Genomic DNA, 16752 nt, shown 5'->3' on the forward strand with positions numbered 1-16752 from the left:
ACCTGTGAAACATCAAACGTCTTCAAAACTTTTATTGCGGCTCTCCATCAAATACTTGCTGGCCGCAGCAGCAGTGGTGTTGACCTATTTTGCTGTCATCTATATATTATTTTCTTTAGCGGGAACGAGCTACCGCTCAGCAGCTCATGTCCTGCTTTTTGCTGTGTTATTTCTTATCCTTGGGCTATTCCTAGAACCATTTGAACGCCTGATGATACATAGTTTTACATTTTTCAAGACAGACAAACGCTTATTCATTCTCCTGGCAGGCATCGTCCAGCTTCTGTTTTTATGGATGACTGCTCATACAACAGACGAAATGATCAGCGACATCTGGCTGTCTACCACTGAAGAAATGATCATCGCAGCCGTATTTTTGATTTTAGACAAATGCAACTCAGCACTTCCCAGCTAAAAAAAGAACGCATTCCAATTGGATGCGTTCTTTTTATTCATAGCGCAGCGCGTCTACAGGCTGAAGCTTAGATGCCTTGATGGACGGAAGCAAGCCGAAGATAATGCCGACTGCCATTGAAAAGATGAGTGCTCCGACAACAGCTGGAACGGAGACGATAAAAGGCATCGGAAAAACAACCGTCAGCAGCTTAGCGATGCCGAAGCCCGCCAGCACACCGAGTATTCCGCCAATGCTTGTCAGCACGACAGCCTCGGTTAAAAATTGAAATAAAATCACACGCCGCTTAGCACCGAGCGCTTTCTTAATTCCGATTTCTCTCGTGCGCTCCGTTACGGAAACGAGCATAATGTTCATGACGCCGATACCGCCCACCAAAAGTGAAATACTGGCGATTCCGCCAAGCAGCAATGCAAATGACTGATTAAAGGACTCTACTTCCTGCGCGATCTCCTGAAGATCCATTACACTGTACTCTGCTTTCTCCAACTCAGCTTCTGACAGTCCCTGATTTAAAAGATCCGCAGCCATTACACCCGCTTCTTGGATATGCTCAGAAGAGTCAGCCTGCACGGCAATCTGGGTTGGCGCGTCAAATCCTTCAATAAGCGGCCACACTTTTTTCGGCACGTACAAAACCGGATTTGCATAGTCGCCTTCAAACATGCTTTCCTGCTGATTTTTTTCTTTAAAAACACCGACGACCTTAAACGGCACACCATTCATTTCAATGCTTTTATGCAGAGCGTCTCCTTCTGGAAACAGTTCATCTCTGACAGCTTCATTGATCATCACCACTTGGTGAGTGGTGTTTAATTCGTTTTCCGCCAGCTTTCTCCCTTCGGTTATTCGGATTGGGAACATATCGAAGTAATCATCGTCCACTCCGTACACTTGGGGATACGAAACGTTTGTTAAATGAAAAACGCTTGCGCCTTCTGACATGTAATATAAGGATAATCCTTTAACAATAGGATCAGATTTGATCTCCTTTACTGTATCTTCCGCTACAGGCGGCGCGGATGTATACGATACCTGAGGGCCGCCCTCCTCTTCACCGCCAGACGGCTGGTAGACAACGTTGATCGCGTTGTTTCCCATGCCGATCATACTTTGCTTTAATTGCTCACTTTGGCCCTTCAGCATTGAAACAATCGCGATGATTGCCGCTATGCCGATAATCACGCCGAGCATTGTCAGAATGGATCTTAATTTATGAGAGAAAATAGATTGAAAGGAGATTCGAATATGTTCAAGCATGGCTGATATCCCCTCTCTCATCTAATACCAGCTCTCCGTCTCTGATAAAAACAGTTCTATCAGCTTTTTTGGCGACGTCCGGGTCGTGGGTTATCATAATAATGGTCTTGCCTTCCCGATGCAGTTCAGAAAACAGTGACAAAATTTGTTCACTTGATTTGGTATCAAGCGCCCCGGTCGGTTCATCAGCTAAAATAAACCTCGGCTGATTGACAAGGGCTCTCGCTATCGCCACCCGCTGCTTTTGACCGCCTGACAGCTTAGGAGGTTTGTAGGAGACCCTGTCTTTTAATCCGACCTTTTCCAGCGCTTCATATGCCCGTTGCCTTCTCTCTTTTTTCTGCACTTTATTGTAAATCATCGGCAGCTCGACATTTTGCAGCGCGGTGAGACGCGGCAGCAAATGAAAAGTTTGAAACACAAACCCGATTGATTCGTTGCGAATTTCGGCTAAAGCTCCGTCTTTCCCTTTCAATATATCGATCTGATCAAGCGTATAGGTTCCCGAGGTTGGCCTGTCCAAACAGCCGATAATATTCATTAACGTTGACTTTCCAGAACCCGAAGGCCCCATAATAGCCAAAAACTCTCCTGCCTGGACGGTCAGATTGATATGTTTCAAGATTGGAACTTCTTCTTTTCCCAGCTTGTACGATTTCGAAATATTATTCAGTGTCAGCATTGACTGTAACCTGCTTTCCTTCCTTGACCGCGGGATCAGGGTAGATTACATAATCTTCCGGCGTCAGGCCGCTCTTAATTTCCACCATGTCATTTTCATCAGTCTCGCCGATTTCAACAGGCTGCTTAACCGCTTTCTGCTTCTCATCCGCTTTCCACACATACGGTTCGCCGTCATCCTGAATGACCATGTCGGACGGCAGCTTGATCGTATCCGCATCAGCATCATCACTCACCACTTCGATGTTGACATGATAGCCGACTTCAAGACCTTTATGGCTGTCTAATAAAATGGTAAAAGGATAGTTAGAGGACTGAGGATTCATTTCTTCATCAGAAAAGCTTTCTGATTCTTCACCCTCGCCTGCTCCCGCTGGAAGCTTGCCAATCGAGGTGACCTTTCCTTTCCACTCACCCTCACCGCCTGTTTTCAGTGTGACCTTGACTTTGCTGCCTTTTTTGATCGTGTCCATTAACAGCTCATTGATTTGGCTTTTGACTAGATATTTGCCTGTCGAAACAATCTGGATATACGGGCCTGTTGCCTGGTCGCCTGTTGCCCCGTCAGCGATATCCTGATTGACACTTTGGACGATTCCGTCATGCTTGCTTGTAATGACATTGGAACCTTTGTTTTTCGTTAGGCCAGCCAGTTCTTTTTGATGCTGTTTCAGTTCGAGCTGGCTTGTTTTCAAATCGAAATTGGCTTGGTCAATTTCATCTTGAAGCTGGGCTTTCTCTTCTTTCCCTGCCGCTTTCAGCTTCTTTTCCGTTTCTGTTATTGATTTTTGCAAACGGTTGATTTGCAAAGTTGTCATTTCGATTTGCAGATTGGCCTGCTCAATTTCATCAGAGTGTTCCTCACCCTCATACTCAAAAAGCTTATCTCCCTTTTTAACCTGATCGCCTTCTTTGACGTATGTTTTTTTAATACTGCCTTTTTCTGAATCTATGTATACTTTCTGCTGTTTTTCAGGTTCAACCTTTCCAGAAAACGTTTGGCCTGATTCTGAATCTCCTCCCATGTATACCGCTACCGATTCAGCATAGGGCTCCGATGATACGGCAATTTGGTTCATGTGAGTAAAAAAGTAAAAACCGCCGGCGCCGATCCCAGCCAGTACAAGCACACCAGCACAAATCGCACCGCCAATAAGCCATTTTTTCTTCTTGGACACAACGATCTCCTCTTTCTGTAAACATTGTAATATTTTCGAAACATTATAACCAATATTATCTATTAATTCAAAAAGACTTGCAATCTTTTTATTGAAATGACGGAATCAAATAGAAAAATTGTATTTTCGCGGCGAATAAAAAAAATCCCGGCTTCGAACCGGGATTTTTCTTACACAGAAACAAGCTCTTTTTCATTTTTAATCAGATCATAGGTCAAGCATACAGGTTTATTTGTACGGGGATCAGTCACGATTTCAGCATCAATCTGAAATACTTGCTGCAAAATATCCGGTGTCATGACCTCAAGTGCAGTACCTTCCTTGATGACCGTGCCTTTTTTGAGCGCGATCATATAATGGGAAAAACGAGCTGCGTGGTTAAGGTCATGAATGACCATTAAAATTGTCCGCCCCTGCTCTTTGTTGAGTCTGTCAAGCAGCTGCAGAATTTCGAGCTGGTGTGCAAGATCAAGATACGTCGTAGGTTCATCCAGCAGCAGCAGCTCCGTCCCTTGCGCAAGCGCCATGGCAATCCACACGCGTTGACGCTGTCCGCCTGACAATGCCTCAATCGGCCGTTCAGCAAATTCAGCCATGCCTGTTTCTTCAAGCGCCCATTTGATAATCCGGCGGTCTTCGTCATTTAATCTGCCGAATCCTGATTGATGCGGAAACCTGCCGTACGACACCAATTCGTGCACCGTTAGGCCGCTCGGCGCTTCAGGTGTCTGTGGCAGAATCGCCATATCTTTCGCAATGTCTTTTGTAGACATTTTATGAATCGCTTTGCCGTTTAAATAGACGGCCCCTGCATGCGAACGCATAATTCTGGACATTGTTTTTAAAATCGTTGATTTCCCGCAGCCGTTCGGGCCAATTAAGGTGGTAATTTTCCCTTTAGGAATCGATATATTTAAATCCTTTACAATCACCCTGTCGCCATAACCGATTCCAAGCTGTTCCGTTGATAATGAATTCATATTCGGCCCCCTCCTCTAATTCGCTTTCATCAATAAATAAATAAAGTAAGGCGCACCTAGCACGGAAATGACAAGTCCGACCGGAATTTCTGATGGTGCCAATACATTTCTCGCCATTGTATCAGCGAGCAAAAACAGGAATGCGCCGATGAGGGCGGAGACCGGTATCAGCGTCTGGTGACGCGGACCGGTCAGCCTTCTAGCCACATGAGGCGCGATCAATCCGAGAAACGCGATGCCTCCCGCAGCTGCCACACATGAAGCAGCAAGAGTGACGGCTGCCAGAAGAAGAATCCGTCTCTCCCTTTCAACAGGAGTGCCCAGTCCGGTCGCTAGTTGGTCTCCTAGCTGCAATATGTTCAAATAGCGTGCCTTATATAAAGTAAATGGTAGCAAGATCACAATCCAAGGAAGGATCGCCCAGATCATATTCCAGTTCGCCCCCCATATTGAGCCGGATATCCAAACCGCGGCTTGCATAAAATCATGAGGGTCCATCTTGAGCTGAAAAATCAGCAACAGGGCGTTGAATCCGGCATTTACCCCGATGCCGACTAAAATCAGCCGAATCGGTGTGACGCCCTTTTTCCATGCCAGAAGATAAATGAGAAATGCAGCGAGGATTGCTCCTGCCAAAGCACTGAACGGCAGCATAAATGTTCCGAAAAAGCTTAGATCTGAAGCTGATCCTTGAAAAAAGTATATAAAAAGCACAACGGCAAGTGAGCCGCCGGCGTTAATTCCGAGAATACCAGGCTCAGCAAGATCATTTTGAGACACGCTTTGCAAAATGGCGCCAGCAACGGCGATCCCTGCTCCAACAAGCAAAGAAAGGATGATCCGGGGCAGCCTGAACTCAAATAAGACAAGTTCATCACGCGCTGTCCCTTGGCCGAAAAAGACCTGAAGCGTTTTAAGCGGTGCAATTTTGATAACACCCAAATTGAGACTGATAAAAAAGACCAGCACGATAAGCATAAGAGTCACAGCCATTACGGCGAGCGGTTTTCTTGTTGTTGTTTTCATTACAGCCCTCTCCTTTCACGACGTGCCAAATAAAAGAAAAAGGGAACGCCGATAAGAGAAGTCAGTGCGCCGACAGGCGTTTCAAAGGGCGCATTTACGAGTCTGGCCGCTATGTCAGCAAAAACAAGCAAAACAGCACCGAGCACCGCCGAGCAGGGAATGATCCACCGATAATCCACACCGACCAAAAACCGGGTAATATGCGGAATGATCAGCCCGATAAATGCGATGGTGCCGGCTATGGAAACCGCAGCTCCGGTCAAAATCACTACGATAAGCATGCCAACCAGTTTCACCGCTGATGTATATTGTCCTAGCCCTTTTGCCAGATCGTCACCGAGACTTAACACTGTCACAGACCGGGCGATGAAAAACGCCAGCGTTAAACCGACAGCCCCTGCAATAAGCAAAAGCTGGACCCCTGACCATTTCACACCCGCTACCCCGCCTGCGTACCAAAAGCTGATATCCTGAGCCACATCAAATCGGATCGCAATGGCGGTTGAAATTCCGGTAAAGAAATAAGTAACTGCCGTACCCGCCAGAGCAAGCTTTACAGGCGTAAGCCCGCCCCTTGAAAACATGCCGATGCCCATTACCGTCGATGCCCCCAGTCCCGCTCCCGCAAAGGACCATAGCACAAGCCCCATTGCAGAAAGTCCGGGAAAAAAGGCAAACGCAATCGAAACCGCAAACGCAGAGCCTGATGTCACACCCATAATCGAAGGCTCTGCCAAAGGGTTTCTCGTCATCCCCTGCATGATCGCTCCCGACACTGCCAACAATGCGCCTACAAGTGCGGCAGCAGCCGTTCTCGGCAGCCGAAGATCATGTATAATTTGGTGAGATGTCTTTGTCGGCTGATAATGAAAAATGGCGTTCCATACAGTGTGCAAATGAATATCCGCTGCACCGAGGGATATGGATAAAAGTGCGCCAAGGCAAAGCAGGCATAGACCTGCAATAAGGACGATAACCGCGCCATATGTCCTTGACGTCCATTGGATTTCTTCTGATGCAGTCTGTATATTTTTATGTTGACTCAACTGCCGTACTTCCTTTCCGATACTGATAATGATTATCAATTGCTGTTTCAGTATATCACTTTTTTCAACAGATTTAATAGCGTGTTTTGAACAAAAATGAAAATGCATTTGCAAAAATATCGTGTCAACCGGCACTTGCAGTGGTATAATCACAGTTGATAATGATTCTCTTTTTCATCTATTTTTTTAGAAAGAAGGTATGAGATATGTCCCATATATACAAGAAACTCGGAGCCGCGTTTTTTGCCCTGTTATTGATTGCAGCGCTGGCAGCCTGCGGAAATAACTCAGAAAGCAAAGGCTCTGCCTCTGATTCAAAAGACGCAGAAACCTTTACATACAAGGCTGAAAACGGGAATGTAAAAATCCCCAAGCATCCTAAACGGGTGGTTGTCATGGCTGACGGCTACTACGGCTACTTCAAAACACTTGGCATCAACGTTGTCGGTGCACCTGAGAACGTATTTAAAAACCCTTACTACAAAGGAAAAACAGCCGGCGTCGAAAACATCGGAGACGGCACTTCGGTTGAAAAGGTCATTGATTTAAACCCCGACCTGATTATCGTCTGGACAACACAGGGTGCTGATATTAAAAAGCTTGAAAAAATCGCGCCGACTGTCGCAGTAAAATACGATAAGCTCGACAACATCGAACAGCTGAAAGAATTTGCAAAAATGACAGGAACTGAAGATAAAGCTGAAAAATGGCTGTCCGAGTGGGATAAAAAAGTTGCGGCAGCTAAAACAAAAATCAAAAAAGCGGTCGGTGACAAAACCATTTCCATTATGCAAACGAACGGAAAAGACATTTACGTATTCGGTAAAGACTTTGGAAGAGGCGGAAGCATTATTTACAAAGACCTCGGCCTGAAGGCGACAAAGCTGACAAAAGAAAAAGCCATTGACCAGGGACCTGGTTATACAAGTATTTCATTAGAAAAGCTCCCTGACTTCGCCGGAGATTATATTTTCGCGGGCCCATGGCAATCAGGCGGTGATGATGGCGGCGTATTTGACAGCTCCATTTGGAAGAACCTGAACGCCGTTAAAAATGGCCATGTCTATAAGATTGATCCGATTGGCTTCTATTTCACCGATCCGATTTCATTAGAAGGCCAACTGAAGTTTATTACGGAAAGCTTGACTAAATAAACGAAAGAGCCGGACAGGCGGCTCTTTTTTCATGCAATAAAGGGAGCGGCTCATGTTGAAACACATCGGATATTTTTTTACTCAATTCATATTAAGCTGTATCATCATCGCGATCAGTTTTTTTAACGGGCTTTATATCGGAAAACCTTTTTCAGATGTGTTTTTTGTTTTTATCTTAGTCCTTATTCTGTTTGGTTTGCTGGAGAGGCTGAAAAACCGTTTTTTGCAAATACGATTATCCGTAAAGGTTTTTCTTTCTATTTCAGCTTTCCTGTCAGCTGTTTTAACAATCGGATTGCTAACAGGAGAAATTGTATTTCAATAAAAAAAGACACCTGACAAAACAAATCAGGTGTCTTTTCATTATGCTTGTTTTTCTTTTTGAAACTTTTTATTCACAAATGGATAAACAATCAAGCCGACAAAGAATAAACCGATTCCGAGAATAAATGTCGTTAAATCTGCTGTGCCTGTTACAATAACAAACACGGAATATGCACACGCCAGTATCGCGATCAATCCGTCTCTTACACGGGAGCCTTTCAGCTGATCATACGTTTCACCTTTGATGACTAGCTTCAAGCTGTAAATTGCAGATACCAGATACGGTATTAAATATGCGAGTGTCGCCGCTGTCGTTAAAAATGTAAATGCGTCACTTATTGTCCGAGAAATAACGGAGAAAATGAAGACCTGTGACATGACGTTTGTAATAATGAGTGCAATGACCGGACTTCCCTTTTTATTCGTTTTTGCAAAAACTGCCGGGAAATCTCCTGCTTTAGCGGCTTGGTATGGCACCTCAGAGCCAAGCAAAATCCAGCCGAGCATCGTTCCGAATAAACAAAGGATAGCCAAAAGCGCCATAATCACGCTCCCCGCGTTTCCAACAATCGCATAGAGTACATCAACAAATGGTTTTTCAGAGCCGACAAGCTTATCATGCGGCAGAACACCCATCGTAATTAAAGTCACTATAATATAAATGCTCAAAGCAATCAGCAAGCCGGTAATCGTCGCACGTTTCACATCACGCTGAGAACGCGCACGACCGGACAGGATCACCGCGGATTCAATTCCGACAAACGCCCACAGTGTAGAAATCGCGGCGTTATGAACCTGGCCTCCAATTCCAATGCTTGTGCCGTTTTCTCCTTGAACCGGGAAATAAAAATGACCGAATAATGTCGTTTGAAACACAAATAAACCGGCAACGATAAAGAAGACAAAACCTAATACTTTAGAAAGCGTTGTGACAAAGTTCAATTTACTTGCACCGTTAATGCTGGCAACAAGAATCGTGTGCGTTCCCCATAACAAGATCGTACATACGGCAAACGTCAGCAATTGGCCGAGCGTCACCTCTTGCCCGCCGATCGAAAACATCTCACGTTTGTCAACCAAGATCGGGAAGAATGAAGTCAAGTAACCGGCGAGACTTGTGATGATCGCCACGTTGCTGATCCAGCTCGCCACCCAGTAGCCCCACACCATTGTGAAACCGGCAGCGTTGCCTTTCTTCGGATCGGAAAACAGTGCTCTGGCATAACTTTGCGGACCCGCTGTCAGTTCAGGCTTGCGAATGGACAAGTGCCCGAACACAAGCGCAATCATCAACACGCCGGCACCTGTCAAAAGCCAGGCGGACGTAGCGCCAAACGGACTTGCGATTGAAGCAAGCGAGCTCGGCAAGGAGAAAATTCCTGATCCAACCATATTTCCAACGACAAACGCCGTTAATAACCAAAAACCCCATTTTTTTGTCTGTTCCATTCCAGTACCTCCATGATTCTTTGTACGGACCAGACCCCGAGATCATATAAACGCAAAAAAAGCCTGAACAAAAGTCCATGCTTAAAGAAACACACACCCTTGATCTCCGGATAGCCCTCCGCGAAAAAGCACGCGGCAGTCCTGCACTTATTCAGATACAGTCCCAGCATAGAGAAGGATCGGCTTTCTCCACACTTCGGCGCTGATGCCTTTTACACATGTTTAACAGCTCCTGTCAGCCTGGCATGTGTGACTCATCATCCGCGCAACCTCTACCTCACTGAGAAAGAGTGAGGATTTAATTATTCAGTTACTCCCAGAAGGTTATCAAAGAAAGGATGATCTGTCAAAGGGAACAGATGGAAAATACGGATAGAGCCAAGCCCTATCCGCATGTGATTATCGATTATTTTTCTTTTTTTGCACAGCTTCTTGAAGCGGATCATCTTTTAGAGCTGAACCTGCATCTTCAAGAGCTCCTTGGATTACGCTTTTTTCTTTTTCGGAACGTTTTCCTTTATCTTTATTAAAGAAACCCATTCGTATCACCTCTTTTTAAAAATAGGTACATGTTTAAGATGCCTTTTTCCTGAAAAATTATGCGGGAAATTTTTTATCGTCCAAAGTCCTGTTGATCAAACATACATTCTCTTGATATATTTGTAATTCAGAGATTTTTTGCAAAAGATAAAGGAGAAGCGGCAAATGACAGGAAAAACACACATCATGGGAGGCATCGCTTCTTGTACGGCAGCAGCTTATTATTATGGATTTGATCCAGTGCTTATGGCTGCGTCAGGCGCGGTTGGGGCATTGATTCCCGATATCTGCCACACGCAAAGCAAAATCGGGAGAAAATTTCCTATTTTATCGAAAGTGGTCAGCTCCGTTTTTGGCCACCGTACCTTTACACACAGCCTGCTGTTTATGCTCATCATGTTTTTTATCACTTCTACATATATTCCAGATAAAAACATCTCAGCCGGCTTAATGATCGGAATGGCGAGCCACTTGATTCTTGACGCTTGGACAGTGAACGGAATCAAATTACTATTCCCTTCAACGATCCGCGTGCGGCTTCCATTATATATGAAGACAGGCAGTTTTTCTGAGCAGCTCGTGCTAGCCGGCCTGACCCTTGCTTCATGTTACTACTTTTATATGCTGTTTCATGGACGCATGTTGTAAATGCGAGTGCTGAAACTTGTCTGAACCGGCGGTTTTTAGTAGGTTTTACTTAAGAAGCATTTCATGCAGATGATCAAGAAAACGTGAGGAGTCATATTGATGAAAGGAACCTTTTTTCACAATCAGCGGTTTTTATGTTTTTCGATCTTGTTTATGTGGATCAAAACGTATGTGATATATAAACTCGGCTTTGATTTGCAGATCGACACTCTGTTGGAAGAGCTGATTTTGCTGATCAATCCGCTCAGCTTTATCCTTCCTTTATTCGGGATCGGCCTGCTTCTGAAAGGAAACAAGCAGCGGGTCTTTTTGCTGATTGCCAATCTGGTTCTGACTGTCATCTTGATCTCCAATACGATTTTTTACGGATTTTATATCGATTTTATTACCATTCCGGTTTTATTTCAGGCCAGCAACATGAGCGATATGGGCAGCAGTGTAAAAGAACTGTTCCATCCTCTGTTTATTGCCCTGTTTGCGGATTTGGTTTGTCTGCTGCTGCTCGCCAGAAAAACGAAACAGCCGCAGACAAAAGCCGCTCCCCGCACGATCAAACGGTACTATGCAGCTTCCTGCGGCATGATTTTATGCACGCTGGCACTTGCAGAAGTACAGCAGCCGAAGCTTTTGGCACATTCCTTTGACCGGGAAATGCTCGTCAAAAGCATCGGTCTGTTTCAGTTCCATATATACGATACGATTTCTCAGACTGTTAATATAAGCGCGAAGGCATTTGCCGATGAAGACAGCATATCTGCCATTAAAAATTACACAGAGGCTGATTATAGCAAGCCTGATCAAAGCAAATTCGGACTGGCAAAGGGACGCAATGTCATCTTTGTAACACTTGAGTCGACCCAAAGCTTTGTGCTGAATGAAAAAGTCAATGGAAAAGAAATTACCCCTTTTATGAATGATCTCGTTAAAAAAAGCTATTCCTTTGATCATTTCTATCAGCAAACAGAACAAGGGAAAACATCTGATTCAGAATTCATCGTTGCTAACTCAATGTATCCTTCCCTTAGCGGCGCCGTCTTTTTCACGAAAAGCGACCATCAATTTCATACGATGTACAAATCGCTGAAACAGCATGATTATTATTCAGCCGCCTTTCATGCCAACCATAAAACATTTTGGAACAGAGATGTCATGTACGATACATTTGGGATTGACCGCTTTTTTGATGTTGATGACTTTCATGTCACTCCCGGAACATCGACAAGCTGGGGCTTAAAGGATAAGGAATTTTTAGAGCAGTCCGCCGAAAAGCTGAAAAGTCTGCCGCAGCCATTCTTCAGCAGTTTCATCACGTTAACGAATCATTTTCCGTTTGAGATTGATAAAAAAGATCAGCTGATTGATGAATACGATTCGAGCAGCGCCCTGCTAAACCGTTATGTGACAACGGTGCGCTATGAGGATGAGGCATTAAAGCATTTTATCAAAAAGCTGAAGGACGAAGGCTTATACGAAAATTCGATGATTGTATTTATGGGGGATCATTACGGCATTTCAGAAGCCCATAACGAAGCGTTGGCAGAGTTTTTAGGAAAAGACGAAATCACTCCGTATGACAATGTTCAGCTCCAGCGGGTGCCGTTTATCATACATATCCCGGGAATCACCGATCAACAGCCGGAAACCATCTCTGATGTTGGCGGACAAGTCGACGTCAGACCGACACTGATGCATTTACTCGGCGTTGACACAAAAGGCGATATTCAATTCGGCAATGATTTGCTGTCGGGCGATCGCACACCATTCGCCGTGCTGCGAAACGGCAGCTTTATTACGAACGATTTTATATACACGAAAAACACATGCTACAGCCAAAAAACAGGTGAAATACTGGAAGATCAGGATGCGTGCCTCCCTTATAAGGAGAAAGCAAACGAAGAGCTGTCTCTCTCTGATAAAATTTTAAATGGTGACCTGCTCAGGTTTTCCGAATGAAAAAAATCCCTCTATATAAAGAGGGATTTTTACGTTTCCAACATCACCTTGCCAGTCAGCTTTGTTTCATAGCCATTTAAATGAGACAAGTTCGCCTTGTAGTCCTCAGAATTCAAAATCTCCTTCACGGCTTTGAGCAGCTGCTCATTTTTTTTCAAAACGACGATATCATATTGTTCGTCGATGAGCGGGATAAAATCAACACGTCCCATATGTGCCGCGTGCTGCGCCCCGATTCCCGCGTCAGCCTGTCCGCTTGAAACTTGTGAAGCGGCAGCGTAATGATCGGTCACGATATCGCCGTATCCCTTTACATCAGCCGGCTTCACACCAAGCAAGCCAAGCTGTTCATCAAGGAGCACCCTTGCGCCAGAACCCTTTTCCCTGTTGATGATCCGGATATCAGCTCTTTTCAAGTCTTTCCAGCCTTGAATGTTTTTCGGATTCCCTTTTTGCACATACAGACCTGCTTTGCGGAGAACGACATTGATGAGACAAAACGGTTCACCTGACAAAATCCGTTTTACATAAGGCGCGTTATACTGGCCCGTTTCTGCATCGTACAAATGAAGGCTGACAATGTCACACTTGCCTTGATACATATCAATCAGGCTGTTTAAGCTTCCTTTGTATTTACGGAGCGGCGTCTCCTGAATGGCATTCTCCAAATGCTTGCTGAGAAGATCCATCGAAATGTCCTGTCCGCTGATCATGACATTCGGTCTGCCGTCCGGTTCAGCCTCCTGCATCTGTTTCTGCGCTTCTGTTGCAGCGATGGGCTGAGACATTCTCATATTCGTCTTATATTGCTTTAAATCTTCTTCATCCACACGCATCTGCCTTCCAACACGGTAAGCAGGCAGCACGCCTTTTTTAATCAAATCATAAACGGTCAGCTTTGATACCTTTAGCAGACCTGCAACTTCTTCTATCGTATAGGAAGAGGTTTCATTCATCATCATCACTCTCCTATTTTATTATACCTTTTCGCCGAATGTAAAAAAACCCACATAAACCAAACATAATCAGTTATAATTAGATATAACTAATCATAAGGGGTGCAATCATGTTTAAGAAGTATTCTATTTTAATCGCAGCCTTAACCGCTTTTCTGCTTGCAGCAGGCTGTTCTTTAAACCAGTCTTCAACAGACAGCGGGAAAAAAGTAACATTAACGATCTCAGCTGCCGCAAGCGCGCAGGATGCACTTGAGGAAATCCAAAAAAATTATGAAAAAGAGCATCAAAATATTACCATCCAAGATAACTATGGCTCATCCGGCGCCTTGCAAAAACAGATTTCTCAAGGAGCAGGAGCAGATCTGTTCTTCTCAGCTGCTGAGGATAAATTTAAAAAGCTGGTGGATGATGGGGATATCGCAAAAAAAGACAGCACTGATTTAGTCGGCAATGAAATTGTGCTGGTCGTACCGAAAAACGGAGATTCACCTGTGACAAGCTTCAGCAATCTGGCTGAATCAGAAAAAATCGCACTCGGCACTCCGGAATCCGTACCGGCAGGAGCTTATGGGAAAGAATCACTGACAAAACTGTCTTTATGGGACAACGTGAAGGATAAAATTGTGTACGGAAAAGACGTTCGCCAAGTTCTTTCTTATGTGGAAACCGGCAATGTAGACGCAGGTATTGTTTATAAAACAGATGCCCTGGTCTCGAAAAAGGTCACCATTATTGACGAGGCAAAAGCAGATACACACAGCCCGATTGTCTATCCGTTAGGAATCGTAAAAGATACAAAACACCGTAAGGAAGCGAAGGAATTTTACGAATACCTGCAATCTGATGAAGCAATGAAAGTATTTGAGAAATATGGTTTTACTGCTGAGTAACATAAACGCTTCAGAATTCTTAACACCTGTTATGCTTTCCTTTCAGGTGGCGGCAGTTGCCGGAATTGTTGTCATTATTCTCGGAACACTTGCTGGGGCTTGGATGTCACGGGCATCATTTTTCGGAAAAACTGCGCTCGAAACATGTTTTATGCTTCCGCTCGTTCTTCCGCCTACTGTTGTCGGTTTTATTTTGATCGTCATTTTCGGAAAGCATAGCTTCATCGGACAAGCCATCGAGTGGATCTTCCGGCAGCCTGTCATTTTCACCTGGTGGGCCGCTGTGATCGCCTCGGCTGTTGTAGCCTTTCCGCTCATGTATCAATCAGCCAAAACCGGATTTGCTGATATTGACCCCGATATACAGGGTGCGGCAATGGTAGACGGCGCAAGCAGATGGAAGGTCTTTATCCATATCTCCGTCCCGCTTGCCTATCCTTCATTGCTAACCGGGAGCATCCTCAGCCTAGCGCGGGCGCTCGGAGAATTTGGCGCAACACTCATGTTTGCCGGGAACATCCCCGGTGTTACACAAACACTGCCGACGGCCATATATGTTGCATTGGATTCCGGAAACAATACCCTTGCCTGGGCGTGGGTCGTCTGTATTGTTGTCATTTCCTTTTTGATGCTGTTTTTCATTCAACAGAAAAAAATGCACTAAAAAACTCCCCGTAAAGGGGAGTTTTTTGATTAAAACAGAAGCTCATCAGGATTTGGGCCGACACGCTCATCTTTGTTTAATGCGTCAATTTTATCCATGTCTTCTTGAGACAATTCGAAATCAAAAATATCAGCGTTTTCGATGATACGGTGTTCTTTAATGGATTTTGGAATGGTTACAACTTCATGCTGCAGATCCCAGCGCAAAATCACTTGAGCTACAGATTTATTATGCTTTTCTGCAATCTGTGTCAGTACTTCGTTATCCAAAAGCTGCCCCTGCATGAGCGGAGACCATGCTTCCAGCTGAATGCCGTGTTTTTTACAATAGTCTCTTAATTCTTTTTGCGTCAAACGAGGGTGAAATTCAACTTGGTTCACCATCGGTTTGATTTCAGCATCTTTTAACAGCTCTTCTAAATGATGAACTTGGAAGTTGCTGACGCCGATCGCGCGGATTTTGCCGTCTTTGTACAGCTTTTCAAGCGCGCGCCATGTATCTTTAAATTTATCTTTTCCAGGCCAATGGATCAAATATAAATCTAAGTAATCAAGCTGCAGTCTTTCCAGGCTTTTTTCAAAGGCAGCAAGCGTTGTTTCATAGCCTTGATCTTCATTCCACACTTTTGATGTGATGAAGAGCTCTTCTCTTGCCACACCGGATTCTTTAATCCCGATGCCAACACCTTCTTCATTTTTGTAGATCGCTGCTGTATCAATGCTGCGGTAGCCGTTTTTAATTGCCGCTTTCACTGATTCAGTCGCTTCACTGCCATTTTCCACTTTAAAAACACCCAGACCGAACCAAGGCATTTCAACTCCGTTATGTAACTTTACCGTATCTTTTAAACTTGTTGGCACTTGAACATCCATCCTTTCACTGAAATGTAAGCGTCTATATTATCTCACATTCCTCTCAGCCGATACCAATAATACGCTTAAGGCCCTGTTTTTGCTTCTTTTTTCACAGCCAAGGTAAAACAGGGTACTATTTTTTTCCTATTTTAACAATATTGAGATTACAAATACATGGAGCCGGGTATGCGTTTAGTGTAACCAAATGAAAACAAAGGAGGAAACAACTTGAAACGTATTCGTATCCCAATGACACTTGCTCTTGGTGCCGCTTTGACAATTGCCCCTTTGTCCTTTGCTTCCGCTGAAGAAAATCCTGCTCCGAAGATCTCGCAGACAACAACCGCCGGAACAACTGCCGCTGATGTAGGTTTAAACGTCAACCTGGATGTACTTGGAATTGCCAACCAGATCGCTGATGCCATCAAATCCGCACAGAATCGGGATGGATTTGTGAAGAATCTCATGGAGTCTTCCTTCTACGCGTCCGGCCAAAAATATAACGTCATGGTATTTAACTTAAGCCAGGAATATGAAGATCATTTGAACGGTGTGCAATTTTATGGCTCAGCCGTTTATGACGGCATTACGTATGGCATTTGGGTATTTGAAGACGGAACGTTTACAAACAAAGGGGATGGCGGCTGGATTAACTGGGCCTTCAGAGGCTGGTTCGACCGGGATGGCAGCACTGTCGAATTTCATCGCCCTTAATATAGAAAAAAGCTGGC

At 44.5% G+C, this 16752-nt stretch carries 18 protein-coding genes and 1 riboswitch; of the genes, 8 read left to right on the forward strand and 10 right to left on the reverse strand.

Translation table 11 applies throughout. From position 1 onward, the window contains the following. The first annotated feature begins 4 nt into the window (after positions 1-4). On the forward strand, positions 5-415 hold the full coding sequence (locus MY9_RS16765; RefSeq protein WP_014665358.1) for a regulatory YrvL family protein: 411 nt from the start codon (positions 5-7) through the stop codon (positions 413-415). Between the two features lie 33 nt (positions 416-448). Here MY9_RS16765 and MY9_RS16770 read toward each other — a convergent pair whose 3' ends face one another. From MY9_RS16770 to MY9_RS16795, 6 genes are all read right to left on the reverse strand, one after another. Beyond that, complete coding sequence (locus tag MY9_RS16770; protein ID WP_014665359.1) at positions 449-1675, reverse strand: ABC transporter permease; 1227 nt, start codon at positions 1673-1675, stop codon at positions 449-451. Further along, a complete protein-coding gene (locus MY9_RS16775; RefSeq protein WP_014665360.1) occupies positions 1668-2357 on the reverse strand; it encodes an ABC transporter ATP-binding protein in 690 nt (229 codons plus the stop codon). The genes MY9_RS16770 and MY9_RS16775 overlap by 8 nt, the downstream gene beginning before the upstream one ends. After that, on the reverse strand, positions 2341-3534 hold the full coding sequence (locus MY9_RS16780; RefSeq protein WP_014665361.1) for an efflux RND transporter periplasmic adaptor subunit: 1194 nt from the start codon (positions 3532-3534) through the stop codon (positions 2341-2343). Before MY9_RS16780 ends, MY9_RS16775 begins: the two co-directional genes overlap by 17 nt. 170 nt (positions 3535-3704) lie before the next feature. After that, positions 3705-4514, reverse strand: coding sequence for an ABC transporter ATP-binding protein (locus MY9_RS16785; protein ID WP_014665362.1), 810 nt, complete (start codon positions 4512-4514; stop codon positions 3705-3707). Between the two features lie 15 nt (positions 4515-4529). Continuing rightward, a complete protein-coding gene (locus MY9_RS16790) occupies positions 4530-5540 on the reverse strand; it encodes a FecCD family ABC transporter permease (protein ID WP_014665363.1) in 1011 nt (336 codons plus the stop codon). Next, on the reverse strand, positions 5540-6586 hold the full coding sequence (locus MY9_RS16795) for a FecCD family ABC transporter permease (protein WP_041521533.1): 1047 nt from the start codon (positions 6584-6586) through the stop codon (positions 5540-5542). The genes MY9_RS16790 and MY9_RS16795 overlap by 1 nt, the downstream gene beginning before the upstream one ends. A gap of 206 nt (positions 6587-6792) precedes the next feature. Here MY9_RS16795 and MY9_RS16800 point away from each other — a divergent pair, with 206 nt between their 5' ends. Next, positions 6793-7740, forward strand: coding sequence for an iron-hydroxamate ABC transporter substrate-binding protein (locus tag MY9_RS16800; RefSeq protein ID WP_014665365.1), 948 nt, complete (start codon positions 6793-6795; stop codon positions 7738-7740). Between the two features lie 52 nt (positions 7741-7792). Further along, positions 7793-8065, forward strand: coding sequence for a hypothetical protein (locus MY9_RS20965; protein ID WP_014665366.1), 273 nt, complete (start codon positions 7793-7795; stop codon positions 8063-8065). Positions 8066-8103: 38 nt separating this feature from the next. On the opposite strand, the gene MY9_RS16810 is transcribed toward MY9_RS20965, so the two are convergent. Continuing rightward, positions 8104-9513 carry an amino acid permease gene (locus tag MY9_RS16810; protein WP_014665367.1) on the reverse strand — a complete coding sequence of 470 codons (1410 nt, stop codon included), beginning with the start codon at positions 9511-9513 and terminating at the stop codon, positions 8104-8106. Between the two features lie 103 nt (positions 9514-9616). After that, positions 9617-9796, reverse strand: a riboswitch (Lysine riboswitch). Positions 9797-9912: 116 nt separating this feature from the next. Further along, entirely contained in the window at positions 9913-10053 is a 141-nt protein-coding gene (sspJ, locus tag MY9_RS16815; protein ID WP_014665368.1) for a small acid-soluble spore protein SspJ, read from the reverse strand. 165 nt (positions 10054-10218) lie between these two features. Here sspJ and MY9_RS16820 point away from each other — a divergent pair, with 165 nt between their 5' ends. Then, positions 10219-10701, forward strand: coding sequence for a metal-dependent hydrolase (locus MY9_RS16820; RefSeq protein WP_014665369.1), 483 nt, complete (start codon positions 10219-10221; stop codon positions 10699-10701). A gap of 99 nt (positions 10702-10800) precedes the next feature. Next, positions 10801-12654 carry an LTA synthase family protein gene (locus MY9_RS16825; protein ID WP_014665370.1) on the forward strand — a complete coding sequence of 618 codons (1854 nt, stop codon included), beginning with the start codon at positions 10801-10803 and terminating at the stop codon, positions 12652-12654. Positions 12655-12683: 29 nt separating this feature from the next. Here the strand turns inward: MY9_RS16825 and MY9_RS16830 are convergent, their stop codons facing one another. Next, positions 12684-13610 carry a substrate-binding domain-containing protein gene (locus MY9_RS16830; protein ID WP_041521534.1) on the reverse strand — a complete coding sequence of 309 codons (927 nt, stop codon included), beginning with the start codon at positions 13608-13610 and terminating at the stop codon, positions 12684-12686. A 110-nt stretch (positions 13611-13720) separates the two neighbouring features. Between MY9_RS16830 and modA the strand changes: the two genes are divergently transcribed. Continuing rightward, entirely contained in the window at positions 13721-14503 is a 783-nt protein-coding gene (gene modA / locus MY9_RS16835) for a molybdate ABC transporter substrate-binding protein (RefSeq protein ID WP_014665372.1), read from the forward strand. After that, a complete protein-coding gene (gene modB, locus MY9_RS16840; protein WP_148267357.1) occupies positions 14475-15167 on the forward strand; it encodes a molybdate ABC transporter permease subunit in 693 nt (230 codons plus the stop codon). The genes modA and modB overlap by 29 nt, the downstream gene beginning before the upstream one ends. A 29-nt stretch (positions 15168-15196) precedes the next feature. Here the strand turns inward: modB and pgoN are convergent, their stop codons facing one another. Then, the gene (gene pgoN, locus MY9_RS16845; RefSeq protein WP_040081825.1) at positions 15197-16027 is read right to left on the reverse strand and encodes a glyoxal/methylglyoxal reductase; all 831 of its coding nucleotides are present in this window, start codon (positions 16025-16027) and stop codon (positions 15197-15199) included. Between the two features lie 222 nt (positions 16028-16249). Here pgoN and yvgO point away from each other — a divergent pair, with 222 nt between their 5' ends. Beyond that, complete coding sequence (gene yvgO, locus MY9_RS16850; RefSeq protein ID WP_014665375.1) at positions 16250-16735, forward strand: stress response protein YvgO; 486 nt, start codon at positions 16250-16252, stop codon at positions 16733-16735. The last annotated feature ends 17 nt before the right edge of the window (positions 16736-16752 follow it).

This window comes from Bacillus sp. JS (genome assembly GCF_000259365.1).
GTDB classification, from domain to species: domain Bacteria; phylum Bacillota; class Bacilli; order Bacillales; family Bacillaceae; genus Bacillus; species Bacillus stercoris.